This is a genomic window from Bacillus sp. JJ1532 (assembly GCF_036965085.1).
In the GTDB taxonomy this organism is placed as follows: domain Bacteria; phylum Bacillota; class Bacilli; order Bacillales; family Cytobacillaceae; genus Cytobacillus.
The window spans coordinates 55,630-79,945 of the sequence record NZ_JBALOW010000043.1; the positions used below are offsets into that span (position 1 = coordinate 55,630).

Here is a 24,316-nt window from a genome sequence, read left to right on the forward strand (position 1 = left end):
TTCCATTTTACCATTTAACCGCAAGTGGCTTAAGATTATCAATGGCTAAGCAAGTTCCTGCTTATTTTCCTTGTCAATCGTAGTAGAATACGATTTAAGCAACTTTTCAAAAATAGTATCCCATTTTTGTTCGAAAGCATATTTTCTTCCTTCAATCCCCATCTGACTCCGTAATGAATGATCGTACAATAACTCTATGACCGCTTTTGTAAATTGAGGCACATTTCCAGGTGGACATAGGCGGCCAGTTACCCCTTCCTGAATAATACATTTGACACCACCTGAATTTGCACCGATAACAGGTGTGCCACTTGCAAATGATTCAAGAACAACATTGCCAAATGTTTCAGTTGGAGATGGAAAAACAAATAAATCTGCAGCCGAATATATTTCAGCTAATTCTTTCCCTTGGAGAAATCCTGTGAAATCCATATTTTCTAGTGCCGCGTTTTGAAGCTGAGCCCTACTTGGACCGTCTCCTACAATTAGCCAATGTAAATTTTCATTTATGTGCGGAGGCAAGGCTTTTGCTATTTCTAGAAGTGTGTTGACATCCTTCTCAGGTGCTAGTCTTCCTACATAAATGAGAAGATACTTTTTGCGTATTTGATATTTTTTGCGAACAACTAGCTTATCATAGTAAGGATGAAATAGTTGGCAATCTACCCCTCTTGACCACACTTCCATATTTGTAAATCCCCTTCTCCTCAACTTTCCAATCGATTCAGACGATGGAACATAGATTTTCTGTAACGGACGATGAAACCAATTCATATATTTCCAAAGATATTTTGATAGATTTGGTAAATCATAGTATTGTAAATAATAATCGAAATCCGTATGATAAGAGCCCACTAGTGGAATATTTAACTTTTTTGCATAATATGCCCCGCAAACCCCCAAATTAAACGGAGTGGCAACATGAATGATATCCGGTGCAAAATGAATGAGCTCTTCTCTCATTTGAAATGGGTTAGGAAAAGCGAAACGGCATTCAGGATATAAGAAAAAGGGCAGACTTTTAAAGCGGTGAATATAGGGTGTCAAATATTCACTAGATAAAGTGCTCGGTGCAAAAACCTTGAATGAAATATTTTCTCTAGTTAAATAATCAGTAAACTGCTTTAATGTTCGTGCAACCCCATTAATTTCCGGATAAAAGGTATCTGTGAAAAATGCAATTTTCATTTGCCCCTCCTTCAAAATGTCCATATAAAATAAAAGCTAATAAAGCCACAAATAATTCCGAGCATTCCACCTGCTAGTACATCAAATGGATAATGTAGCCCAAGATAAATTCTTGATAGTCCGACAAATAAAGCAAGAGGAAGCAGGATGACAACTAAACTTATTGAAGTGACAATTAATTTTATGAAATAGGCGACATTCAAACTCATATAGGTCATATATCCGCTTCGTCTTCAGATGTCCCCTCTCATCCTTTTGCTATCATTGGACATTAATGTGTTATAGCAGTATTTAATAAAATGTTCTTTTTTACGCTTGGTCTACCGATGGATACGTAGGTAATGTCGTGGTTTTGAGTTTTTTCAAGAGAATAGCAATTTCGTCCGTCAACAATGACTGCATCCTTCATATAAATTTCGAACAATTCTAAAGGAAACTGCTTAATTTCATCCCATTCCGTTGCGATAATGGCTACTTCAGCATTAAACAAAGCACTTATCAAATCTGATGTATACTCAATCGCATCCCCAACTAGCTTTTCTGCATTTTGAATGGCAATTGGATCATAGCCAACCACATTTGCACCTTCATTAAGCAAGTCATTGATAATGGTTAAGGAGGCTGCTTCGCGAATATCATCTGTTCCTGGTTTAAATGCAAGACCTAAAAGTGCGACTTTTTTTCCAGCTAATGAGCCGACCAATTCTTTTGCTTTTATAACTGGGAGTGAACGTTGGCGATTATTTACATTAATAACAGCCTCAAGCAATTCAAATGAATGTTCAACATCCCCCGCTATTTGTACAAGTGCATTTGCGTCTTTAGGAAAACAAGAGCCCCCATACCCAATACCTGCTTGAAGAAATGAATGACCAATACGCTTATCTTCCCCCATTCCGTAAGCTACTGTTTCCACATTTGCCCCAACCTTTTCACAAATGGCAGCGATTTCATTGATAAAACTAATTTTTGTCGCTAAAAAAGCATTTGATGCATATTTAATCATTTCTGCACTTCTGATATCTGTTTTGATAATCGGAATTTGAAGCGGAGCATATACTTGTTCAATAAGTAAAGCTGCTTCATTCATATTCGCACCAATGACTATCCTGTCACTGTGAAAAAAATCATGGATGGCTGTGCCTTCACGAAGAAATTCAGGTGTTGAAGTAACTTCGATTTGAATTTTTGGAGGTTTCTTTCGCTGAATTAACATGTTCATTCGATCATTTGTACCAATTGGAACCGTGCTTTTCGTACAAATAATGACGTTGTTTTTTGCATTGAGGGCTATTTCTAGAGCAACGTTAAAGATAGAGTCTAAGTTTGCTGTTCCATCCTCGTTCTCCGGCGTTCCGACAGCAATAAATATGATATCTGCGAAAGAGTAAGCTTTTTTAGGATTGGTTGTAAAAGTCAAACGGCCGTTAGAAAGATTTTTGTGTAAAAGCGGTTCAAGTTCTGGCTCGTAGAACGGGGAGCACCCTGTTTGCAGCATTTTTATTCTATTCTCTTGATTATCGATGCATGTAACTTCGAAACCCATTTCTGCTAAACAAACACCTGTCACTAACCCAACATACCCTATTCCAGCGACCGAAATTTTCACACAATCCCTCCTGTAATAAATAGATTTATGATCATTTTATTAGAAGAATATAAATTCTACCTTGAGGCAGTGTTAATTAATTGTAAAAAGATTCTAACAATTACTTTCAAATAATTAACAGTTCAAACTCGTTCATTCATACTGACAAAAATTAAACTTAAAAAACGAAGGAGGTTTTCAATGGTGGATAATTTTTAAAATAAAAAGAAACCTAGCGCAAATTACAAATACTAGCGCTAGGTTTTCATTTAATTATATTGAAGAGCTATTTAAAAAGATTAAAGCAACATAAAGTCATTTTTATAAACCCATTCTAAAACTCTATCCCCTAATCTGCTTCCTAAACTGAAAAAGGCTCGTACCGAGTTCGTTCAACGCAATTGCTGCTAAGATAATAGCCGTGCCTAACCACTGAAGCGGTGTTATCGTTTCTGATAAAATAATGCTTGCTGATAGGATGGCGATCGGTAATTCAATGGATGTTAGTATATTGGCGATGCCTCCCGAAATTAAAGGCGCGCCCATCGCGAAAAATAGTGGAGGAAGGACAGCTCCAAATAACGAAACTCCAACAGCACTGGTTATTAAGTTTGCCTCCAATGGCAGTACAGATGGAATTTCACGCATGAAAATGACAAGAACTAAGATTGTTGATCCTGTTGCCATCAATGAGGTCCGAGTCCATGGATCCACATTTACAGCGACCTTTCCACTGAAAAAAATAAATCCCGCATAAGTAAATGCAGATAGAATACCAAAAAGGATACCTTTGAAAGGCAGACCCTGTATGTCCCCATTTAATACATTCGAAGCAAAAAAGACTCCTACTAATATTAAAATGATAGACAATATGGTTACAGGTGCAGGTTTTATTTTGCTGAAAATCCATTCTAACATGATTCCTATCCAAACGAATTGAAACATTAAAATGATGGCCAATGAGGCAGGCAAATATTGCATGGCCCCATAATAAAAAATACTTGTTAATCCGGTAAAACAACCGGTCATCATTATTTGAGGAATATTCTTTTTAGTAAGCCCTTTAAAACTAGCACGTTTTATTAGAGTAAAAGACCATAGTAAAATGGAGGAAATTAACATTTGAACGATATTAATTTGGCCAAGTGTATAGCCGAAGCTAAACCCCAATTTAGCAAATACCGGTGTAAACCCAAAAAAAGCAGCACCTATTAACACAAATAAAATACCTTTATTTAATTTCATTGCGAGACCTCCTTGGTGCTGAAATATTACTATACTATTATAGCATAAATAGAGGATTGGCTATCCCAATCCATAGGGTGTGAAGATCTTTAAGGAAACTATTATCTATTAAATCGAGGAGAGGCACGAGTAAAAGTAGTCTTTGCGAAAAGAGGGGCTTTGGTCAAATCAACCGCTGTGAATCTTGTTGCTAAGCTAGGCTCAGCTGAAAGCGGACTAAGGTTCCGTTATTTATATGAAAAGGCGCTTTTTCAAGGTTTAAAGGACTAAGGTTCCTCTATTTCATGAAATGAAGGCTATTTCCTTATGTTTTTCTATCATTAACGGATTCTCCGTCCTATTCATTCAATGAAGTCGCTTATTTTATGTATATAAGGGATCCCCTGTCCGCTAGTGGGACAGGGTAATGTGAACCTATGGAAGATGGGACATATTAAGAGGCAGTTCCTCTACCCTAGTGTATAGAAACTGGCCCTTGCGCCCCATCATCATAAGCCTGTAAAACAAGCAAAATCGGATGGTGCCAGTACACCACCCGAAGTCCAAAGCAAAAAAATAACCCCTCTGAAAAAGGGTCTTTAGAAAAGGGCATAGGTTAACCCAAATCATTTTATGTTCTGATAGGACTTATCCAGAGCCCCTATAAATCAGAGCGATTTTTTTACAACCAAAGAAATAAATGAAAGTGTACAAATGAAGGCAAATCCAATGAGGAGCCAAAATGCGGCATCAAATGAGCCTTTAGATCCTTCAACGATGAATCCAATGGCAATAGGTGTGACAAAGCCTGCAAGCTGCCCGCCAAAACTAACAAATCCCATTGTTGACCCGACAATTTGTGTAGGCACAGTCTTTAGAACACTTGTTGGAAGAAAGATAATGATAAACGCACCAAAAATCATGATAATAGTTTGATAAACCATGAATTCAGTGACACTGCTTGCATTAAACATAAGATATAGCAAAATTCCAACAAAGGCTGCGCTAATGATGCCGTAAATATATTCTTTTCCCTTTGGTAATTTATCTAAAATATAACCTGCCCCAAATGTTCCGATAATGGCTGCCAATCCAGGAATGGCAGCAATCCAGCCCAATTCAAGCAGTTCTAATCCTCGAATGTTTACGAGATAGGTGGGCATCCATGATAAAAGCCCCCAATTAATAGCATTTACACTAAACGAAGCAATAAACAAGCTCCAAACAAAAGGGTATTTTAAAAGCTGAAGTAAGGATTTTGGCTGTTGAATGTTTAATTCTTCTTTGACATTCTCTTCTACTGATTTAGGATCTTTTATGTAGAACCAAAAAATGATTGCTAAAACAACACCTATTACACCTATGATCCAAAACATTGCACGCCACCCAATGGTCGCCATCATCGTTGTTGCAAATATCGGTGTCAAAATCCCTAAAAAGGCCCCTGATGAAAGAACAATGGCCATCGCTCTTCCTCGTTCCGATAACGGAAAAGTTTGGGCGATAAGCTTTGATCCAGCTGGCATATAGCCCCCTTCTCCAATACCGAAAAAAAAGCGAATCATTAATATGGAAGTTAACGACCAAGCTGCCCCCGTTAAGGCAGTAAAGATGGACCACATGATGATGGCAGTGATCAAAACTTTCCTTGAACCAAAACGATCGGCTAACCAGCCTCCAGGAATTTGCATAAGGGCATAACCTGCAAAAAAACTGCTAAGCAAGAATCCTGTTGAAGTTGCACTAAGCTGCAAATCTTTCGTAATGGAAATGACAGCATAGTTCATCACAAATCTATCTAAATTTCCAAGCGACCATCCAGCAAATAATAAGGCTAATATGAAATGCTTTTCTTCCCATGCTTTAAATTTCGCCAAAATTCTCTCCCCAGTCATTTAGAATTGGGTGCTGATCTTATTTCTTCATTTATAAAAAGTGTGATTGCTTTATGACGGACAGGTTTCCGTCATATTCTGCCTGAGCTGTCCGTAATCGTCCCTATGACAGCCCAGTCTCCGCCGTTATTGCCTCAAATTTAAGGTTAATAAGACGACCCCTAGGAAAAAAGTCTAGTATTATATATATTTTATAATTGGTGTATTAGCACATAAAAAAGAAAGTCACTATACTATCATTCAGATAGCACAGTGACTTTCAAAAATATCAGATTATCATTAATTCCGAATCAAATAATCAAATGCTCCCAAGGATGCATTCGCACCGGAACCCATTGAAATAATGATCTGCTTATATGGACTGTTCGTACAGTCCCCTGCAGCAAACACGCCAGGGATGTTCGTTGCGCCACGATTGTCGACAACGATTTCACCGATTCTAGTTTGTTCAATGGTTTCACCTAACCAGTCTGTATTTGGCACAAGACCGATTTGAACAAATACTCCCGCCAATTCAATATGCTTCTCTTCTTCAGAGTCACGATCAACGTAAGTAATTCCGTTTACCTTATCAGTGCCGGTAATTTCTTTCGTTTGAACATTCTTCAAGACTGTGACATTCGATAAGCTGTTAAGACGGTCTTGGAGTACTGAATCTGCTTTAAGTTCTGGATTAAATTCAAGAACGGTTACATGTTCGACAATTCCTGCTAGGTCGATGGCAGCCTCAACGCCGGAGTTACCGCCGCCAATAACAGCGACTTTTTTCCCTGCAAATAATGGGCCATCACAATGCGGGCAGTACGCCACACCTTTATTCTTAAACTCAGCCTCACCAGGTACGCCGATATTGCGCCAGCGAGCACCTGTTGAAAGGATAACGGTTTTGCTCTTTAGAACCGCGCCGTTTTCCAGTTCAACTTCAATAAGGTCTTTCTTTTCTAAACGCTTAGCACGCTGTAAGTTCATCACATCGATGTCATACTCTTTCACATGCTCTTCAAGGCTTGCGGCGAGTTTAGGACCTTCCGTGGACTTTACACTGATAAAGTTTTCGATGCTAAGCGTGTCCATAATCTGACCGCCAAAGCGTTCAGCAACAATACCCGTGCGAATGCCTTTACGTGCTGCATAGATGGCCGCACTTGCACCTGCTGGTCCGCCTCCCACAACAAGGACATCGAATGGATCTTTATCAGCAAACTCGGACGCATCTGGTCCGCTTCCCATTTTGGCAAGGATTTCTTCGAGTGACATACGGCCGCCGCCGAATTCTTCCCCATTAAGGTATACGGTGGGTACAGCCAGAATGTCTTTGCTTTCTACTTCTTCTTTATATGCAGCCCCATCGATCATAGTATGTGAAATATTAGGGTTAAGAACGCTCATCACGTTTAATGCTTGTACTACATCAGGGCAGTTGTGACAACTTAAGCTGATGTATGATTCAAAGCGATATTCGCCCTTAATGCTTTTCACTTGATCAATGACTTTCTGATCGACCTTCGGAGCTCTTCCACTTACCTGAAGCAGAGCTAACACTAATGAAGTAAATTCATGGCCAAGAGGGACACCAGCAAAAGTTACTCCGGTGTCTTCGCCGATACGATTCACACTAAAGCTCGGTGTTCTTTGTAATTCTGTGTTCTCAACTTTTATTTTCTGTGACATAGTGGCTAATTCATCAACTAAAGCCAGCATATCGCGAGAAACTTCATCAGATCCCGCACTTACTTTGAGAAGCACTTCGCCCTCCATCAATTGAAGATATTGGGCTAATTGTGCTTTTATATCTGCATCAAGTATCATGGATGACACTCCTTAAATTTTCCCTACAAGATCAAGGCTTGGCTTAAGTGTAGAAGCACCTTCTTGCCATTTTGCCGGGCAAACTTCACCTGGGTTGTTACGCACGTATTGTGCTGCCTTAATTTTATTTACAAGAATACTTGCATCACGGCCGATGCCGCCTGCGTTAATTTCAAGTGCTTGAACAACACCGTCTGGATCAATGATGAAAGTACCGCGATCTGCAAGACCTTCTTCTTCGATTAGCACATCGAAGTTGCGAGAAATTTGTTGTGAAGGGTCGCCAATCATCACATATTTGATTTTATTAATAGTTTCTGAATGATCATGCCATGCTTTATGTGTAAAGTGTGTATCTGTTGAAACAGAGAAAACTTCCACTCCAAGACCTTTTAGAGTAGCATATTCGTTTTGAAGGTCCTCAAGCTCAGTTGGGCAAACGAAAGTAAAGTCAGCTGGATAGAAGCAAACAACACTCCATTGTCCTTTCATGCTTTGTTCAGTAACCTCAATAAACTCGCCGCTGCCTGCATCATAAGCTTGTGCTTTGAATGGTAGAATTTCTTTTCCGATTAGAGACATATTAAATCTTCCTCCTATATATGTTTTTAAATCTTAGATAGTTTGGGCATAAAGCCATAATTTTAAAAGGAAAAAATGATTAATATTTTTTTTAATCATCATTCCTTAATTAAAATAATTCTAATACAACACTCATTATTATATAGAATTTACTTTTTGTCAACAATTATACTTAACTTTTTTTAAATACGTTGCGATACATACGGAAGTCATTGGAATGAGGGGTCCAGTCTTATCTTGTAATGAAGGGATTTACTTTGATTTTGCATCGGAATTTATTTTTTCAATTACTATTGTTAGTTATCAATTAACCAATGTTTTCGGAAATTAGATGACTACACAAAAAGAACGACTCAGGAGTTTTACATGTCTTTCATATGTTGCAATTTGGTTGCACAAGACATTTTGAATGTGTATTTGCAACGCAATCGTATATTTTATTTGAAAAAAAGAGTCATGCTAAGGTGAAAAAAGGGGCTAATTAGGCACTGTTTTGAATTGGCACGGATATTGCAATGTACATGTTTAGGATTGGGTTCAATTTTATTTTAGAAGGAAGGTGCAAATTCATGAGAAAGCAAATTACGATGACAGAAGTGGTGACGAGGGATGGTTTTCAAATTGAACCTGGATTTATTGAAACGGAATATAAAATTTCACTGATTAGGCGATTAATGGAGGCTGGTGTAAAGCGATTTGAAGTAACTTCATTTGTTCATCCTAAATATGTGCCTCAGATGAGTGATGCGGAAGATGTTATGCAAGGATTGTCTGATCGGCCTAGTGATGTTGTATTTTGTACACTGGCGCTAAATGAGAAAGGGGTAGATAGAGCGATTGCTGCAGGCACTGATGAGATCAATTTTACTTTTTCGGTTAGTGAAACACACAATCGTAAGAATAGTCGCCGGTCTGTATCTGAAAGCTTGGAAAATATCCGGTTTTTAATTAGGAGAGCAGAAGAAGAGAGGATACCTATTAATGTAGGGATTGCTACTAGTTTCGGCTGCCCATTCGAAGGGTTCTATAAGCCGGAGCGAGTGCTCCCTCTCATTGAACGGTTAACAGATTGGGGAATAAATTCAATTATGTTAGCGGATACAACAGGAATGGCTCACCCTTTGCAAGTAAGAGAAACTTGTCAAAAGGTCCTTGAACAATTCCCTGATGTAACCCTTCAACTGCATCTTCATGATACAAGAGGAATGGGAGCGGCTAATGTAATGGCAGGCTTAGAGGCGGGAGTCACACGTTTTGATAGTTCCCTTGCTGGCATCGGTGGTTGTCCGTTTGCCCCAGGAGCTTCGGGAAATATTTGTACGGAAGATATTGTGCATATGCTTGATTTGATGGGTTATGAAACAGAAATGAACATTGATCAATTAATTACTATAGCTAAGGAGCTGGAAGGAAAGCTAGGAAAAACTCTTCCAGGCCAGATCATGAAGGCGGGGAAAAGCTCGGATCTTCATTCAAAAGAATGGCAGCCTGCAAGATAAATAAGTGCAAGTGTCGGTAAATCCTTTTGTTGATAGTTAAAAATCACTATATTGTTTTTCGATGTCTTTTAAAGAAGGTTCTGAAAATAAAATACAGAATATTTAAACTTATTTAATTATTATAATAGCATTCTTGGCGTCTAGACATGTAAGTTTATCTAAAACTATGCTCTAAAAATTGGAGGGGTTAGGTTTATGAAGAGATTCCTTTTTTCATTAGTTTTATTAGTGTCTATCATACTTGCAACAGCATGTAGTAGTGGGGAGACGAAAACATCCTCAGGGGAAAAAGCAAAGGAAAAAGTGATTATTGCTGAGGGGAATACTGGATTTATGCTTACACCCATTTATGTTGCTAAGGAACAAGGCTTCTTTGATGAAGAGGGCCTAGAAGTTGAGGAGGTTTCAGTGAGCGGAGGGTCAAAGGCGCTGTCGGCTGTTATTGGTGGTGGGGCACATATCGGAACTGTTGCCCTAGTCGATATCATGAAAGCGATTGATAGCGGTCAAAATGTGAAAGTATTCGGGGCGTTGTTTAATCAGGTGGGAACAAATATTGTGATGAATAATGATATTGCCACTGAAAATGGCATTAGTGAAACTTCATCGATGGCAGATAAAATTAAGGCGTTAAAAGGACTGAAAATTGGAATTAGCTCACCAGGAAGCGGTTCTGATCATATTATCCGAATGCTATTAGAGTCAGAGGGAATCAATCCGGATCGGGATTCTGAATTAATACCTCTCGGACAAGGGGATGCTCAGCTTGCAGCTTTCCAAAAAAATGAAATTGATGCGTTTGTCTATGCTTCCCCGACAACTGATATGGCAACCACTCTCAATGGGATGATTCTTCTCAATTTCAGTAAGGGAGAGGTTGAAGAATACGCTGGAATGGCTTATTTAACCCTTGTGGCAAAAGAAGATGATCTGAAAAAGAATAAAGAGGTCTACCAAAAAGTAGCCAATGCGATGGCGAAAGCCGGTAAATTTATTGAAACAGAAAAAGAAGCAACAAAAGAAATATTGAAAAAGCATATACAAGGGATCGACCCCGAAGTGTTTGATATTGCATTTGAGAACAATTATCCTGCCTTTGCTAAATCACCTGTCATAACAACAGATAGTTTTAATAAAAATATTAAGTTCGGTGGAATTGATCTTCCTTTTGATAAAGTGGTAGACAATGAGTTTGCAGAAAAAGCGAAATAAGTTCAAGGAGGTACAAAATGATAGAGTTTACGAATGTTTCGAAGTACTTTGAACGGGATGGAAAACGCGTTCTTGCTGCAAAGGATATTAATCTTGAAATCAATCAAGGGGAGTTCTTAACTGTTATTGGTCCCAGTGGATGTGGAAAATCAACAGTTCTTAATATGTGTGCAGGATTAATGAAACCAAGCTTTGGTGAAGTAAAGTATAAAAAACAACTTGTAAATGGGATTAATACAAGTGTGGGCTATATGACGCAGAAGGATAATCTTTTACCTTGGCGAACAGTTAGAGGGAATATTGAAATTGGGCTTGAAATCAGGGGAATTGGCAAAAAGGATCGTGAAAGGGAAAGTGCAGCATTCATTGAGATGGTCGGATTGAAAGGATTTGAAAACCATTATCCGCAGGAATTATCAGGTGGAATGAGACGGCGTGTTAGTTTGGCTAAAATGCTCGTCTATAATCCGGAAACCCTTTTACTAGATGAACCTTTTGGCGCATTAGATGCCCAGCTTCGATTAATTCTCCAAGATAAGCTGCTCAACATTTGGCAGGAAACAGGTAAAACCATCATATTTGTTACTCATGATTTAGATGAAGCTGTTTTGTTAGGAGAGCGTGTTGCTGTATTCAGCAAGCGTCCAGGGACAATAAAAAAAGTGGAGGAAGTGAATCTCCCGAAGAAGCGCGATGTATTTAACCTGCGTATGACTGACGAATTTAGGAAAGTGCATGCGAATCTATGGCAATCCTTAAGAGAAGAGTTTGTGGAGGAGGTAAATGCAGTATGACCTCTCAAACAAATGCAACAACTAATAAGGAGAACGTGCAAGTTTTATTTAACGCCGAGGAGCCCATTCGTACATCCTCCATTTTTAGTAAAAAGCTAAAGATACAGGGCATTCGAGTAGCTTTTCTCCTATGTTTCTTAATTCTTTGGGAGTCAGCTGCAGGGCGCCTAATTGATAAATTCTGGATCAGCTCCCCAAGTGATATTGTGAATACTTTACACAAGTGGGCAACTTCAGGTGATTTATTCTTCCATCTTGGGATCACGCTGCAAGAAACATTTATTGGATTTTTCATAGGGGCTTTAGCAGGCTGTGTCGTAGGATTTGTTTTGGGACGGTGGTCTTTTGCAGCGCAAGTCATGGATCCTTTTATTACCGCCATTTATAGTTTGCCAAAGGTAGCCCTAGCACCCTTATTTATATTGTGGTTTGGGATCGGAATAGAAATGAAAATTCTCTTCGCAGCAATGATTGTTTTCTTTCTTGTATTTTTTAATACATTTGCCGGTGTCAAGGATGTAGATGAAGACCTATTGGATAATATTCGCTTAATGGGAGCTTCTGAAAAGCAGATTGTAACAAAGGTGATCATTCCTTCTGCTCTTACTTGGGTTTTCGTTGGTTTAAAGTTATCTGTCCCATATGCATTAATTGGTGCGGTCGTTGGAGAAATCACGGCATCCAATAAAGGGATTGGATTTTTAATTCAATATTCTGCTGGAAATTTTGATACAGCAGGAACATTTGCAGCTCTTGTCATCCTAATGATTGTTTCGATAAGTTTAAATGGAGTACTTATGCTCCTAGAGTCGCGATTGCTTCGTTGGAAAAAAACAAATTCAAGGTAAAAAAATCATAATTTTTAAGGCTGTCACCATTTTAGTGTGACGGCTTTTTTCTGTTCAATAAAGGACGGACTCTTGTCTGTTTACTGCGAAGTATTCTATACTTGTCTTATATTATAAAATTCTAATAAATCAAATTATTTAAAAACAATCAAATTTCAGGAGGTCATAATGGATGAACAACTAGAAAAACAAATTCAATTTTATCGGAAAATAGTTGAGTTGACCCATGCGGGTATATGCGGGATTGATAATGATGGACGTATCATGATCTACAATCAGGCTGCAGCTGACTTCCTCGGTGTTCCGATTGATGAAGCTATTGGAAAAATGGTAACGGACGTTAACCCAAAGCAGCCAGGGATTACGCGTGTGCTGACCGAGCAAAGTGTTCAGCATGATCAACTGCGTAAAGTTGGACAAAGAACGGCAGTCATTAACCGATCCCCTATTTACTATGAAGGCAAACTGATAGGTGCGATTTCAAGTGTACAAGATATTACGGAATTACAGCAATATGAAGAAAAAATCCGCCGTCAAGTAAATAATCAAGGATTAAAAGCGAAATGGACACTTGAAAACATCGTTGCTAAATCAAAAGTCATGCAAAGACTTATTGAGCTTGCCAAAAAGTATGCTGCAGTTGATTCAACTTTGCTTTTACAAGGCGAATCAGGGACAGGTAAAGAGATGCTTGCTCAAGGGATTCATATGGCAAGCAGCCGGAAGCAAGGTCCATTTGTCGCTTTGAATTGTGCTGCTTTACCTGAAACTCTGCTGGAAAGTGAATTATTTGGATATGAGGATGGGGCATTCACAGGCGCCAGAAAAGGTGGGAAGCCCGGACTTTTTGAGCTTGCTCATCGCGGAACGATATTTTTAGACGAAATAGGGGAATTGCCAATTCTTCTCCAAGCCAGATTGCTTCGTGTTTTACAAGAACGAGAAGTCATGCGTGTAGGCGGCAATAAGGTGATCCCAGTAGATGTAAGAATTATTGCAGCAACCAACCGTGATTTAGTTCAACAAATGCACGAGGGATTGTTTAGAGAGGATCTTTACTTTCGACTAGCTGTATTAGTCTTAAGAATTCCGCCCTTACGGAAAAGGGGAGAAGATATACCTTATCTCATTGAAGCATTTTTACGAGAGTGGAAGAAAACAAATCATTACAGTTTTACTGATGAAGAAATTTATAAGCTGCAAAACTATTCATGGCCCGGAAATGTTCGAGAGCTCCGCAATCTTATGGAAAGGGCATTTGTGTTATTAGATGCAGGTGAACCGCTTGATATTTTCAGCCCAGATGTATGGATTTCTACTGAACAAAGACAAACCAATAAGGCAGATAGCGATGTGCCAGTGATGGCGAAGGAAGAAGAGAAAGAGGAAGATAGGATTACTCGAATACTAGAAGAGGAGAAAGGGAATATCGGACAGGCTGCTAGTCGATTAGGCATGCATCGTTCAACCCTATGGAGAAAAATGAAAAAGATTCAATCCAATAAATAACTCTCGGATTTTATGAGCTGACTTTGTCAATGGTCAACTGTATACAAAAATTTCACTCTCCTACTATTTGTAGGAGTTTTTTGTTGCGTAAAAGTTGCTTAATGTTGCATGCAACAAAGGGCAGGTAGATTCTTAGTTGCAAAGAGAAACGATTACAGATTAACGTACAGTAAAACCCTTGCTAGTTAATGATTTACAGGATTAGAAGTATGTATTTTTATTGGCACGGAATTTGCATCTTTTAAAAATAATAAATGAAAACAAAGTAGAAAAAGTTGTGTAACTGCTTTGTTATTAATAAAGTAGGAGGGAATTATTTTGAAAAAGCCATTGGAAGGAATCCGAGTCATCGAACTAGGTGCATTTGTAGCTGGGCCTTTCGCTTCAAGGCTTCTTGGAGAGTTTGGGGCTGAAATTATTAAAGTGGAATCTCTTGAAGGGGACCAACTCCGGCAATGGGGGCTCCATGCGCCAGGTCAAGACTCTTATTGGAGTATGGTACAAACGCGGAATAAACGATCAATCTCCGTTAATTTACGTTCGATAGAAGGTCAAGATATTGTTAGAGAGTTAATTTCGGAAGCAGATGTTGTCCTTGAAAACTTCAAACCAGGAACACTTGCGAAATGGCGTTTATCCCATGAAGATATGAAAGCTATTAATCCGAAACTGATCATTACGAGTATATCAGGTTTTGGTCAAACAGGTCCTTATCGGGATTTGCCTGGATTTGGAAATATCGCAGAATCTATGGGAGGGATTCGTTATGTAACAGGCTACCCTGACCGACCGCCAGTAAGGGTAGGTCTTCCGATTGGTGATACGGTAGCGGCTCTTTATGCGGTTATTGGAACTCTTTTTTCCTTGTATTATCGAGATGCGCAAAATGGGGAGAAAGGTCAGGTTGTGGATGTAGCACTCTATGAATCTGTTTTTAGTTTCTTAGAAGGGATGGTTCCTGAGTATGTTCATATGAACAAAATACGGGAAAGAACAGGAAATCAACATGTCTCAACAGCCCCTTCAAATGTGTATCCAACAAAGGACGGTAAATGGGTGGCCATTGGTGCGAATAGTGATTCGTTATTTAACCGTTTGACAAGAGTGATGGGGCGCGTTGATTTGGAGCAGGATCCACTTCTTCAGGACAATAAAGGACGTGTGAAAGAAGCTGATCGTTTAGATGAAGAAATTTCATTATGGACACAACAATTTAATTTGTCAGATGTGATGGAGCAATTAAATGCTGGTTCAATCCCAGCAGGTCCTATTTACAATATAGAGGATATTTTGGCCGATCCCCATTATCAAGAACGAGACATGTTCCTTACTGTGCCTGATGAACGAATAGGGGATATTGTCATGCCAGGCATTGTTCCGAAACTAAGTGAAACCCCAGGTGAGGTTAATTGGGCGGGTCCTAATTGCGGGGCACATACCGAAGAGATCCTTAGTGACTTGGGCTATACGGAGGAGCAAATTGAATCCTGGGTAGAAAAAGGGATCATTAAGACAGCGGCCACAGTCGAAAAAACCATTTAATTTTTTGTGCAATAATAAGCTAAAGCTGTCCGGAAAGTCATTTTTCATGACTTACTGGACAGCTTCTTTCATCTTTTTTTCTAAAATTGTAGCAAATGAGCAATTATTTTTTACAATCCGCCAGGAGTTCTTACACTTATCGGAATGTTTTCATAATCTTCTGGATTTATTTGATGGACAGATCCATCTGCCACGCCGTTAATAATGCCCATAAGGCCGGTTTCGACCGTTTTAACGAGCTGGCCTTTCTTCTTTTGCCCGAAGTTTTGTGTTTGGCCGCTTACTTCAAATAGGACTGTTCCACTTCCATTTAAAGCAAATGAACCTAGAGCAGTACCAGGCAGGTCAATTTTTTGATCATATAATGAAATATTGGTAAAGACCGAATTTCCTTTTGCTTGTAAGGCATTATAGACTGCTAAATTCAATTGGCGTGAGAAGTCATAATTGAAGTTATCCGCGTAAGCAGCATATTTTTCTCCGCCAGGACTGTTTGGATTCGTAACGAACTTGCCTGAAATGGACATTGTTACTCGATCATCCGTCCCCTCTACATAAGGGAATCCTTGGTGGTGGAGATCAACGAATACATCCACATTTCCAAACTCCGCCTTCAAGTCTTTGTATACATCTCTTACCGTTTGTGCTTCCGGTGTAATAAACCAGCCGTATTTATTAGATGCTCCTGGGAAATCCTCTGCCTTAGGAACATAGTTCAGGTCCGGGTTGAAATCACGATTCACGTCAAAGCCAGGGTTCTTATCATAATTCCAGCTTCCTGGAGTGGAATAATAGTTCCACGCTGGCTTCACATTTGCAAGATGAGGAAATTTAGCAACGACCTCTGACCAATCCATATCATTCGCACGGCGACTCAGCTCAGAACCATCCGCGTTCATCATCGGAATGACTACAATGGTAAGCTCATCTAAGATTTTCTTCGCTTCTTTAGAATTGCTGGATCCCAGGTTTTGCAGAATGTTTAGGAGCGCAACTGTTCCCGTTTTCTCATTTCCATGAATTTCACTTTGGATCAGCACAACCTTATCGCCATGACCAACCGACACCTTGTAAATTCCACGTCCCTGGTTCGTGTACCCAGCTGTTTCAACACTTACTTTTCCTTGGCTCGATTTTTGAATCTGCTCTAGCTTCTTCCCGAGCTCCTCATAGCTGATGAAGCCTTCAATCGATAGATTTTCCCCCTGCTGCGGACTTGGCCCTGGATCTGCTGACCCCACTGTCGGCACGGCAAATAAAGATGCAGCCAAAGCCGTTGAACTTAACACCTTCCAAACCTTTTTCATTCTTAATCCCTCCTCTTTTTATGTGAATATAAGGAGGTAATTCCACGATTTCCCCTTGATTCCTCTATCTTTTTAGAAAATGAATAGATCAGACTAAGAAACTGAAAAAGGAGATGGGGATTAATATTCATATTTTTCTAACTAATTAGAAATATCACTTCTTACGAACTATTTAGGCAGGTCATTCTTTTGGAGTACGGAGCTTTGAAGACCGAGGAAGCGAAACGAGCCTCCATCGAACGAACTCTTTAATTTTTCTAGGTGCCAGAATACCATTCAGAGCGGTAGTTTCATGTTGATATCTGAAGGTCATTCAAGATAACTAGGTTTTATTTAGGATCATTCTATTTTCTAGTATTAATATTACTTTTTTAATATACTCAAATATTCCTTCCACGGACCAACGTCTTCCCGATATCTTTTGGCCATAACCCGAACTATTTGAGAAATATGTGTTAAATCATGAACAACCCATGTAGAAAGTAATTCTCTTAGTTTCACTGCACCAAATTCGGGGTGTGAACCAGTCAATTCAAGATGTAATTCAGGTATAATTAGAGCCTTCAATTTGTCTATATTTTGTTCTCTAACTATTTTAAATTCATTCAGACTTTGTTCAATTGATTCTTCAGACCTCTTATATAAATGTGAATATCGGTCAAGCGGGGGGAAGGGTTTATTTACACCTTCCTGAAGAATGATTTCTAGCCTGGGAATCCAATTGTTTTTTTCACATTCAATGAGGTGTTCTATCACTTCAGAGACATTCCAGGTTCCCTCGCCTTCATTACATTTCAGCCATTCTTCAGATAAACCAGCTAAAAAAAACTCTAATGTTTGTGGAGTACGCTCTAGAACTTCAATCGCTTCTTTCATATTAAAATTCATATAGTGCTCTCCTTTCATTCTTTAAAAATATGTATACCTTGTATGTAAGGGCTCTAATATAATTGGAACTGTTTTACTATTTAGTTTTTTGAATTGTCCGTTGATTCGAGTACTTTATCCTGTTAGAATTTATTTTATAATTATTCATATACTTTTAAATTTATTCATAATAGGAGATTACATCTATGACCAAATATAAAGATTTAAATGTCCCCCTCAGAACAATTATGACACCGGGGCCGGTAGAGGTTGATCCAAGAGTATTAAGGGCGATGGCTACCCCGATTTTAGGACAATTTGATCCTGCCTTTACGAATATCATGAATGAAACGATGGAAATGCTCCGAGAATTATTTCAAACAGATAATCACTGGGCATTTCCGGTTGATGGGACTTCGAGAGCAGGGATCGAAGCGGTCCTATGCAGTATCATTGAACCCGGAGATAAAGTTTTAGTTCCGATATACGGCCGTTTCGGCTATCTTTTAACTGAAATCTGCCAGCGCTATGGAGCAGAGGTGACGACAATGGAGGTTCCTTGGGGAGAAGTATTTGATCCGGAAGTTGTCATAAATAAGATTCATGAGGTTTCTCCAAAAATAGTGGCCATTGTTCATGGGGAAACATCAACTGCCTGCATGCAGCCGCTAAAGGAAATTGGGGAAGCTTGCCGTAATGCAGATGTTTTGTTGGTTGTCGATGCTGTCGCCTCATTAGGAGGGGTCGACATCAAGGTGGATGACCTCAAGCTTGATGCAGTTATTGGCGGTACACAAAAATGCTTATCCGTTCCAGCTGGATTGGCTCCGATTACTTATAACGACCGAATTGAAGAAGTGATCAATAAAAGAAAAAGCATTGAATTGGGCCTGAAGAAATTCCAGAGCGAGCCATCTAATAATCGAATTACAAGCAATTATTTTGATTTAGCACAGCTCCAGGATTATTGGAGCCCGGTCCGCTTGAATCATCATACGGAAGCGACCAGTATGCAATATGCTTTAAGAGAAGGGCTTCGTATTATTCTTGAAGAAGGCCTTGAAAACCGCTTTGCCCGCCATAAGTTAAATGAAAGAGCATTAGTAGCAGGAATTAATGCGATGGGTTTGGAGTTATTTGGTGATGAAAAGCATAAGCTTCCTGTTGTGACTGCCATTGAGATTCCGGCAGGTATTGACGGAGAAGAGGTACGTTCCATGATGCTAGAAGATTTTGAAGTGGAAATTGCCAGTTCCTTTGGACCGCTTCAAGGCAGGATCTGGAGAATAGGAACAATGGGATTTAGCTCCCGCAAGAAAAATATTCTTCATGTTCTTTCGGCATTAGAAGCAACCCTTATCCGGAAAGGCTTTCATGTGAATAAAGGTGAAAGCTTACAGGCGGCATTGGACGTATATGATGAATACAAAAGGAAGAATGTTGAAACGAATTAAAATAAATTTAATGATTGGAACTGGAGTATATATTCCAATTATTAATATCTAATGAAGGTGCTATTCTAAGAATAGCGCCTTTTTCATGTGCTTAAGGACATAGAAAAGGTGAAATCTCCAAAGTGTGTCCTTTACTCGCGAAATAATTGTATGTGAGTAAATTTCTTTATTTGTAAATGAAAAAGACAAACCAATCGGTCTGTCTTTTTCATCAAAATGGTTTTACTGACATTAAAACAATCATAACGATCGCAATTATGCTAGCTAGTGATAACGCCGTATCTGATTTTTTATTTAACTCTGTGACCTCTTCCGGAATGTCATTGCCTTGAAAGCTCTCCAAAATCTCAGCTGCTTTTTTTGACTTTTTCCCCGCTATCCCAATGACTAAAATTTGAGCAACAATGTACAAAATAATCGAGGCAATATACCAGCCGGCTGTAAACAAATGAGTGTTCAGCACACCCATTAAGAGCCCCGTACTGAATAAAGTGATACTCCCTATTTTCACCGGCTTTTCAAGTTTACTTAATAAATCATTCGTCCACAGTAACTGTTCTTTTGTCTTAGGAAATCTTGAAATAATGGAAAAGATAAATGCTGGCCCCAGTCCAATCACTGCGGCAATCACATGAATCAATACTAATGCCTCATACCATGTCATATCCATCTCTCCTCCTTTTCTCCTGCTTTTTATTATATTCAATCACCTGATTATTCTGAATCTTATAATTTCGAAGGAGAAGAATGTTTTTAATAATCCTTGCCTCTAAATGGCTTCACCCGGAAGCTGGTAATGTAGAGGTCACCATCCGGACCAAACACCAAATCTTCAGGCAGTAGCTTAGTTAATGGAATCTCTTTTCTGTGGAGCCCAGAACCTATATTATTTTCATAGGATCTAATACTAAGAAAATCTTAAGATTTACATAAAGAGTTTGTTAAGATTTATTGGCTATCATACCTTTATAACAAAAAATAAAGGGGAGATGGGCCATCGATTATATAGGCAGGAGTGAATGGAAATGAACATATTGGTTTGTGATGATGATCAGGCGATTGTGGATGCGATTGGAATTTACTTAGAAAATGAAGGCTATCAAATATTTAAAGCTTTTAATGGGATCGAGGCGATTGAAATCATCGATGATCAGGAGATTCATCTGATTATCATGGATATTATGATGCCTAAGATGGATGGAATAAAGGCGACCATGAAGATTAGAGAAAATAATAAAATTCCATTGATCATGCTTTCCGCTAAATCGGAGGATTACGACAAAATATTAGGATTAAACATAGGAGCAGATGACTACATAACGAAGCCTTTTAATCCTTTAGAGCTCATCGCAAGAGTGAAATCGCAGCTAAGAAGGTATACAACATTAGGCGGGCTGGAAACAAAGAAAAATGTCTTTAAAACGGGCGGACTCATGATTGATGATGAAAGCAAAACGATAACGGTCGATGGAGAGGCAGTCCACTTGACACCGGTGCAATATAAGATCCTAAAGCTTCTGACAGCGAACGCCGGGAGAGTATTCTCCATTGAGGAAATTTATGAAAAAGTATGGAATGAAACAGCCTTCAGTCCAGAAAATACGGTCACCGTTCATATTAGAAAAATTAGAGAGAAAATTGAAATCAATCCTAAAGAGCCCAAATATTTAAAGGTGGTGTGGGGAGTTGGATATAAAGTTGAAAAAGTTTAGCCACTTAATGACAACAAAAATAATGGTTTTTATCTTAATGATTACATGTTTTACAGGTGCCATCCAAGCAGCTGTAGATTTAGATGTCCATGATAATTTTGGACTCGTTTTTGAAGACAACTACTTTCGCAGTAAATCATTTGAAAGGGACAGTGAACCTCTCATTTACGATCTCACTAGACTGATCGGGGAATATAAAAGTGAAGAGCATATATTAAATGGAGGAACGATCAGTGAGAATGAATTAAGAAACGAAGAAGAAAACTTATTCCTCGACTACCACGAGAATTCGAAAAGTTTTAATCCAAATTTAAGTGAAGCAGAAAACTATGAAAAGTTTAAAGAAGAATATGCAGAGAAAATCTCTCAGGCAAAGGACAGGCTGATCAAGAATGATTTAAGAGAATTTCATTTATTATTGCAAAATATAAAAGAGGTTAAAGGTCCTTTATATTATGCCAGTGATGGGGAAAATCTATATAAGAACAGTTCGCAGACGGAAAAGGGACAGTTTAAAACTTATCCATCTTACTTAATTTTAGAGAATTATTTAAGCGAGATCTACCCAAAAGAAATAGAAGAAAATGAATCCTTCTATTGGTTAAATAAAGAGGAATTTGGTCCGAAAGGTCAGGTTATTTATATCGCTTTTACGGACGAATTTTTAAATAACAAAATAAAAGAATGGAAAGAAAATAAGGCAAGTGCAACAAAAAGCTTTTATAGATTAGTAGGATTTTTAACAGGATTTATTCTTTTATTTCTATATTTGGTATCTGTGGCTGGGAGAAAGTCATTTAAGGATCAAGAGGTACACTTACATGCAGTAGATAAATTATATGTTGATATAAACTTTTTCCTATTCTCAGGACTTACAGTGATATGGGTTGCCACAATGGAATCTGTGGGTTTTACAAACATGGACAAAGCAGTCATTCCGATCACGATTCCGATTTCTGCAGCAGGATTTATGCTAATTCTATCACTAGTTAGGCATATCAAAAATAGAACGTTCATCACGCATACGTTAATTTATAAACTCTTCTCGATGCTGTTTAAGTTTGTAAGGGATGTATATGATAACGGAAATATTGCGGTAAAGACGGTTCTGATCGTCATTGGATACCCCATATTGATTGCTTTAACATTTTTCATGTTTCCTATCACTTTAGGCCTCGCAGCTTGGTTTTCCTTAAGAAGAATCAAGGCATTTAATGCAATTAAGGTAGGAGTAGAAAGAATAAAAGATGGGGATATTCATCACAGCATCGATGTTGGCGGAAAGGGAGAGTTTAGTAAACTTGCTGCTAACATAAACAGCATTACGGATGGTTTGAAAAAAGCTGTAGATAGCGAATTAAAAAGTGAGCGGCTGAAAACAGAGCTAATCACCAATGTATCCCATGATATAAGAACACCATTAACTTCTATTATTACCTATGTAGATCTATTGAAAAAGGAAAAGGATCCAGCAAAGGTAGCAGAATATGTCGAAGTATTGGATCAAAAATCAAAACGGTTAAAAATATTAACTGATGATTTATTTGAAGCAGCAAAGGCTTCTAGCGGAAATATCCCGGTTCAGTTGGAGCGAATCGATATTGGATCGTTAATCAATCAGGGCCTAGGGGAAGTGAGTGATAAAATAGAAGAGCTAGGGTTAGAATTTAGGTTCAATTACCCTAAGGAAAAGGTTTATATTCAAGCCGATGGAAAATTATTATGGAGATCCATTGAAAACGTATTATCCAATATATTCAAATATGCTCTCAGAGGATCAAGAGTCTATATTGATATCGAGGATGTAGGCAACGAAATCCTTCTCACCTTCAAGAACATCTCAGCCTATGAGCTCAATATTTCGGCAGACGAATTAATGGAGCGTTTTACAAGAGGAGATGAATCCAGAACTAGCCAAGGCAGCGGTTTAGGGCTATCTATTGCCGAAAGCCTGACTGAAATACAAAAAGGGAAATTTATGATTCAAGTTGACGGAGACTTATTTAAGACGATGATTTACATGCCTAAATATAAAAATAGCAATGAATGAATCTGAGGAAAAAGATTGGGGATAGGATATCAAAGAGATGTCCTATTCTTTTTTATGTGTTTTAAAGGACATAGAAATGGTAAAAGGACTGAAGCGTGTCCTATAAATAGATTTTAAAGGACATAGAAAGGGTAAAAGGACAGGAGCGTGTCCTATAAATAGGTTTTAAAGGACATAGAAATGGTAAAAGGACTGAAGCGTGTCCTATAAGTAGGTTTTAAAGGACATAGAAAGGATAAAAGGACTGAAGCGTGTCCTATTCAGGAGATTTCCCCTTTCTATATTACTCTTGGCAGTGGGAATGATTTAGTTTTATGGTCCACTAATAAAGATATATTTAGTGTAGAACGAAGAGAATGGAAAGGGAAGTTTGCGTCTTTATAAAAAGAATTGTGACCGTTTCATGATCACTATTCTTTTTTTGTTAACTTTTCTTAATATATAGAAATAATTTTTTCGTTACTGTTTTATTTGTAAAGGGAGTTGTTAGGGTTTTGCAGGTAACTTGGAAAGAATAGGAACAGATGGAAACGCAGGCGGTATATCTAAAAATCACCATCCGAAAATTAAATTGAAAGGGTAAATTGGAAAATAAAGACATTTTATTTATTACAATATTCTACAAAATGGTAAGCGAATCGTTATTTTTCTTAATTCGTGTGACATATCATGGTAATCTCTCTAATTTATAGTATGAGTCAGGCAGTCATAGAGCTGCTAGAATCTGTATTTTCTTATTCTGCTATAAAGGGAGGTGTTGCTAATACATAAAATTTGTAGAGAAACATCTATCAGCAAGTAAGAGAATAAATAATAATAGGGAGATGAAAAGATGAGTAAAAAACAGATGAATTCAAAAAAAGAAAGTAGAAAATTAGCGAAAAAAGTGGCCCCTTTTGTGATGTCCACATCTATGGTAGCTACTGCATTCTTAGCTGCAGGAGCACCATCTTCCGCCGCAGAGCTTGATAATAAAGGAGTTAATCCAGAAGTTGTGAATCAAGTAAAAAACCACGGCCAGAAAGTCTCTAAATTAGCTACTAGTCTGCCAGGATCTCCTGAGAAAGGAAAATTGATCAGTGAATTAGCGAAAGATAAATCGTTTAAAACCGTTAATCTTGATACAAATGATGATAAAGATGAACCAAAACCGGATGAAGAAGATGGCGAAGAAGGAGCACAGGCTACTGACGAAGTAGCTAAACCTGCCGATGATGGACAAGCTGAAGAAGGCAC

General features: G+C 38.4%; 20 protein-coding genes. 10 read left to right on the plus strand and 10 right to left on the minus strand.

What is annotated here, in order from left to right; all coding sequences use genetic code 11:
• Window positions 1-45 precede the first annotated feature (45 nt).
• The 7 genes from V7122_RS14695 to ahpC all read right to left on the minus strand — a co-directional run bounded on the left by V7122_RS14695 (window position 46) and on the right by ahpC (window position 8,286).
• Window positions 46-1,188, minus strand: coding sequence for a glycosyltransferase family 4 protein (locus tag V7122_RS14695; protein WP_335354134.1), 1,143 nt, complete (start codon window positions 1,186-1,188; stop codon window positions 46-48).
• Window positions 1,189-1,199: 11 nt separating this feature from the next.
• Complete coding sequence (locus V7122_RS14700; protein ID WP_438824714.1) at window positions 1,200-1,397, minus strand: phosphatase PAP2 family protein; 198 nt, start codon at window positions 1,395-1,397, stop codon at window positions 1,200-1,202.
• 62 nt (window positions 1,398-1,459) lie between these two features.
• The gene (locus V7122_RS14705; protein WP_335527375.1) at window positions 1,460-2,797 is read right to left on the minus strand and encodes a UDP-glucose dehydrogenase family protein; all 1,338 of its coding nucleotides are present in this window, start codon (window positions 2,795-2,797) and stop codon (window positions 1,460-1,462) included.
• 321 nt (window positions 2,798-3,118) lie between these two features.
• Entirely contained in the window at window positions 3,119-4,021 is a 903-nt protein-coding gene (locus tag V7122_RS14710) for an EamA family transporter (protein ID WP_335346046.1), read from the minus strand.
• Window positions 4,022-4,668: 647 nt separating this feature from the next.
• Window positions 4,669-5,877, minus strand: coding sequence for an MFS transporter (locus tag V7122_RS14715; RefSeq protein WP_335346045.1), 1,209 nt, complete (start codon window positions 5,875-5,877; stop codon window positions 4,669-4,671).
• Between the two features lie 297 nt (window positions 5,878-6,174).
• Window positions 6,175-7,704 (minus strand): alkyl hydroperoxide reductase subunit F, encoded by a 1,530-nt coding sequence (ahpF, locus tag V7122_RS14720; protein WP_335346044.1) that lies wholly within the window; start codon window positions 7,702-7,704, stop codon window positions 6,175-6,177.
• A gap of 12 nt (window positions 7,705-7,716) precedes the next feature.
• On the minus strand, window positions 7,717-8,286 hold the full coding sequence (ahpC, locus tag V7122_RS14725; RefSeq protein WP_335346043.1) for an alkyl hydroperoxide reductase subunit C: 570 nt from the start codon (window positions 8,284-8,286) through the stop codon (window positions 7,717-7,719).
• Window positions 8,287-8,855: 569 nt separating this feature from the next.
• Here ahpC and V7122_RS14730 point away from each other — a divergent pair.
• From V7122_RS14730 to V7122_RS14755, 6 genes are all read left to right on the plus strand, one after another.
• Window positions 8,856-9,785, plus strand: coding sequence for a hydroxymethylglutaryl-CoA lyase (locus V7122_RS14730; RefSeq protein WP_335346042.1), 930 nt, complete (start codon window positions 8,856-8,858; stop codon window positions 9,783-9,785).
• A gap of 195 nt (window positions 9,786-9,980) precedes the next feature.
• Window positions 9,981-10,997 carry an ABC transporter substrate-binding protein gene (locus V7122_RS14735; RefSeq protein ID WP_335527377.1) on the plus strand — a complete coding sequence of 339 codons (1,017 nt, stop codon included), beginning with the start codon at window positions 9,981-9,983 and terminating at the stop codon, window positions 10,995-10,997.
• A gap of 17 nt (window positions 10,998-11,014) precedes the next feature.
• Window positions 11,015-11,791, plus strand: a complete 777-nt coding sequence (locus V7122_RS14740; protein ID WP_335346040.1) for an ABC transporter ATP-binding protein — start codon at window positions 11,015-11,017, stop codon at window positions 11,789-11,791.
• Window positions 11,788-12,639: an ABC transporter permease gene (locus V7122_RS14745; RefSeq protein ID WP_335527379.1), complete on the plus strand. Its 852-nt coding sequence runs from the start codon at window positions 11,788-11,790 to the stop codon at window positions 12,637-12,639. Before V7122_RS14740 ends, V7122_RS14745 begins: the two co-directional genes overlap by 4 nt.
• Window positions 12,640-12,807: 168 nt before the next feature.
• Window positions 12,808-14,148: a sigma-54 interaction domain-containing protein gene (locus V7122_RS14750; RefSeq protein WP_335527381.1), complete on the plus strand. Its 1,341-nt coding sequence runs from the start codon at window positions 12,808-12,810 to the stop codon at window positions 14,146-14,148.
• A gap of 318 nt (window positions 14,149-14,466) precedes the next feature.
• Window positions 14,467-15,690, plus strand: coding sequence for a CaiB/BaiF CoA transferase family protein (locus V7122_RS14755; RefSeq protein ID WP_335527382.1), 1,224 nt, complete (start codon window positions 14,467-14,469; stop codon window positions 15,688-15,690).
• A gap of 110 nt (window positions 15,691-15,800) precedes the next feature.
• On the opposite strand, the gene V7122_RS14760 is transcribed toward V7122_RS14755, so the two are convergent.
• Together V7122_RS14760 and V7122_RS14765 are read right to left on the minus strand one after the other, a co-directional pair.
• The gene (locus tag V7122_RS14760) at window positions 15,801-16,997 is read right to left on the minus strand and encodes a M14 family zinc carboxypeptidase (RefSeq protein WP_335527384.1); all 1,197 of its coding nucleotides are present in this window, start codon (window positions 16,995-16,997) and stop codon (window positions 15,801-15,803) included.
• Between the two features lie 363 nt (window positions 16,998-17,360).
• On the minus strand, window positions 17,361-17,885 hold the full coding sequence (locus V7122_RS14765) for a DinB family protein (RefSeq protein WP_335527385.1): 525 nt from the start codon (window positions 17,883-17,885) through the stop codon (window positions 17,361-17,363).
• Window positions 17,886-18,070: 185 nt separating this feature from the next.
• On the opposite strand from V7122_RS14765, the gene V7122_RS14770 reads away from it, so the two are divergent.
• A complete protein-coding gene (locus tag V7122_RS14770; protein ID WP_335527386.1) occupies window positions 18,071-19,318 on the plus strand; it encodes a pyridoxal-phosphate-dependent aminotransferase family protein in 1,248 nt (415 codons plus the stop codon).
• Window positions 19,319-19,529: 211 nt separating this feature from the next.
• On the opposite strand, the gene V7122_RS14775 is transcribed toward V7122_RS14770, so the two are convergent.
• A complete protein-coding gene (locus V7122_RS14775) occupies window positions 19,530-19,982 on the minus strand; it encodes a DUF2269 family protein (protein ID WP_335527388.1) in 453 nt (150 codons plus the stop codon).
• A gap of 361 nt (window positions 19,983-20,343) precedes the next feature.
• Here V7122_RS14775 and V7122_RS14780 point away from each other — a divergent pair, with 361 nt between their 5' ends.
• The 3 genes from V7122_RS14780 to V7122_RS14790 form a co-directional block, all read left to right on the plus strand.
• Window positions 20,344-21,030, plus strand: a complete 687-nt coding sequence (locus V7122_RS14780) for a response regulator transcription factor (protein ID WP_335346032.1) — start codon at window positions 20,344-20,346, stop codon at window positions 21,028-21,030.
• Window positions 21,005-23,080 carry a HAMP domain-containing sensor histidine kinase gene (locus V7122_RS14785; RefSeq protein WP_335527390.1) on the plus strand — a complete coding sequence of 692 codons (2,076 nt, stop codon included), beginning with the start codon at window positions 21,005-21,007 and terminating at the stop codon, window positions 23,078-23,080. Before V7122_RS14780 ends, V7122_RS14785 begins: the two co-directional genes overlap by 26 nt.
• Before the next feature lie 832 nt (window positions 23,081-23,912).
• A partial coding sequence (locus V7122_RS14790) for a hypothetical protein (protein WP_335527393.1) occupies window positions 23,913-24,316 on the plus strand: 404 nt, incomplete at its 3' end.

Excerpts from the sequence above, each read along its gene's own strand:
- V7122_RS14695 (WP_335354134.1), bottom strand. The coding sequence starts at position 1,188 with ATGAAAATTGCATTTTTCACAGATACCTTTTATCCGGAAATTAATGGG.
- V7122_RS14700 (WP_438824714.1), bottom strand. The coding sequence starts at position 1,397 with ATGAGTTTGAATGTCGCCTATTTCATAAAATTAATTGTCACTTCAATA.
- V7122_RS14710 (WP_335346046.1), bottom strand. The coding sequence starts at position 4,021 with ATGAAATTAAATAAAGGTATTTTATTTGTGTTAATAGGTGCTGCTTTT.
- ahpF (WP_335346044.1), bottom strand. The coding sequence starts at position 7,704 with ATGATACTTGATGCAGATATAAAAGCACAATTAGCCCAATATCTTCAA.
- ahpC (WP_335346043.1), bottom strand. The coding sequence starts at position 8,286 with ATGTCTCTAATCGGAAAAGAAATTCTACCATTCAAAGCACAAGCTTAT.
- V7122_RS14730 (WP_335346042.1), top strand. The coding sequence starts at position 8,856 with ATGAGAAAGCAAATTACGATGACAGAAGTGGTGACGAGGGATGGTTTT.
- V7122_RS14735 (WP_335527377.1), top strand. The coding sequence starts at position 9,981 with ATGAAGAGATTCCTTTTTTCATTAGTTTTATTAGTGTCTATCATACTT.
- V7122_RS14740 (WP_335346040.1), top strand. The coding sequence starts at position 11,015 with ATGATAGAGTTTACGAATGTTTCGAAGTACTTTGAACGGGATGGAAAA.
- V7122_RS14745 (WP_335527379.1), top strand. The coding sequence starts at position 11,788 with ATGACCTCTCAAACAAATGCAACAACTAATAAGGAGAACGTGCAAGTT.
- V7122_RS14750 (WP_335527381.1), top strand. The coding sequence starts at position 12,808 with ATGGATGAACAACTAGAAAAACAAATTCAATTTTATCGGAAAATAGTT.
- V7122_RS14760 (WP_335527384.1), bottom strand. The coding sequence starts at position 16,997 with ATGAAAAAGGTTTGGAAGGTGTTAAGTTCAACGGCTTTGGCTGCATCT.
- V7122_RS14765 (WP_335527385.1), bottom strand. The coding sequence starts at position 17,885 with ATGAATTTTAATATGAAAGAAGCGATTGAAGTTCTAGAGCGTACTCCA.
- V7122_RS14770 (WP_335527386.1), top strand. The coding sequence starts at position 18,071 with ATGACCAAATATAAAGATTTAAATGTCCCCCTCAGAACAATTATGACA.
- V7122_RS14775 (WP_335527388.1), bottom strand. The coding sequence starts at position 19,982 with ATGACATGGTATGAGGCATTAGTATTGATTCATGTGATTGCCGCAGTG.
- V7122_RS14780 (WP_335346032.1), top strand. The coding sequence starts at position 20,344 with ATGAACATATTGGTTTGTGATGATGATCAGGCGATTGTGGATGCGATT.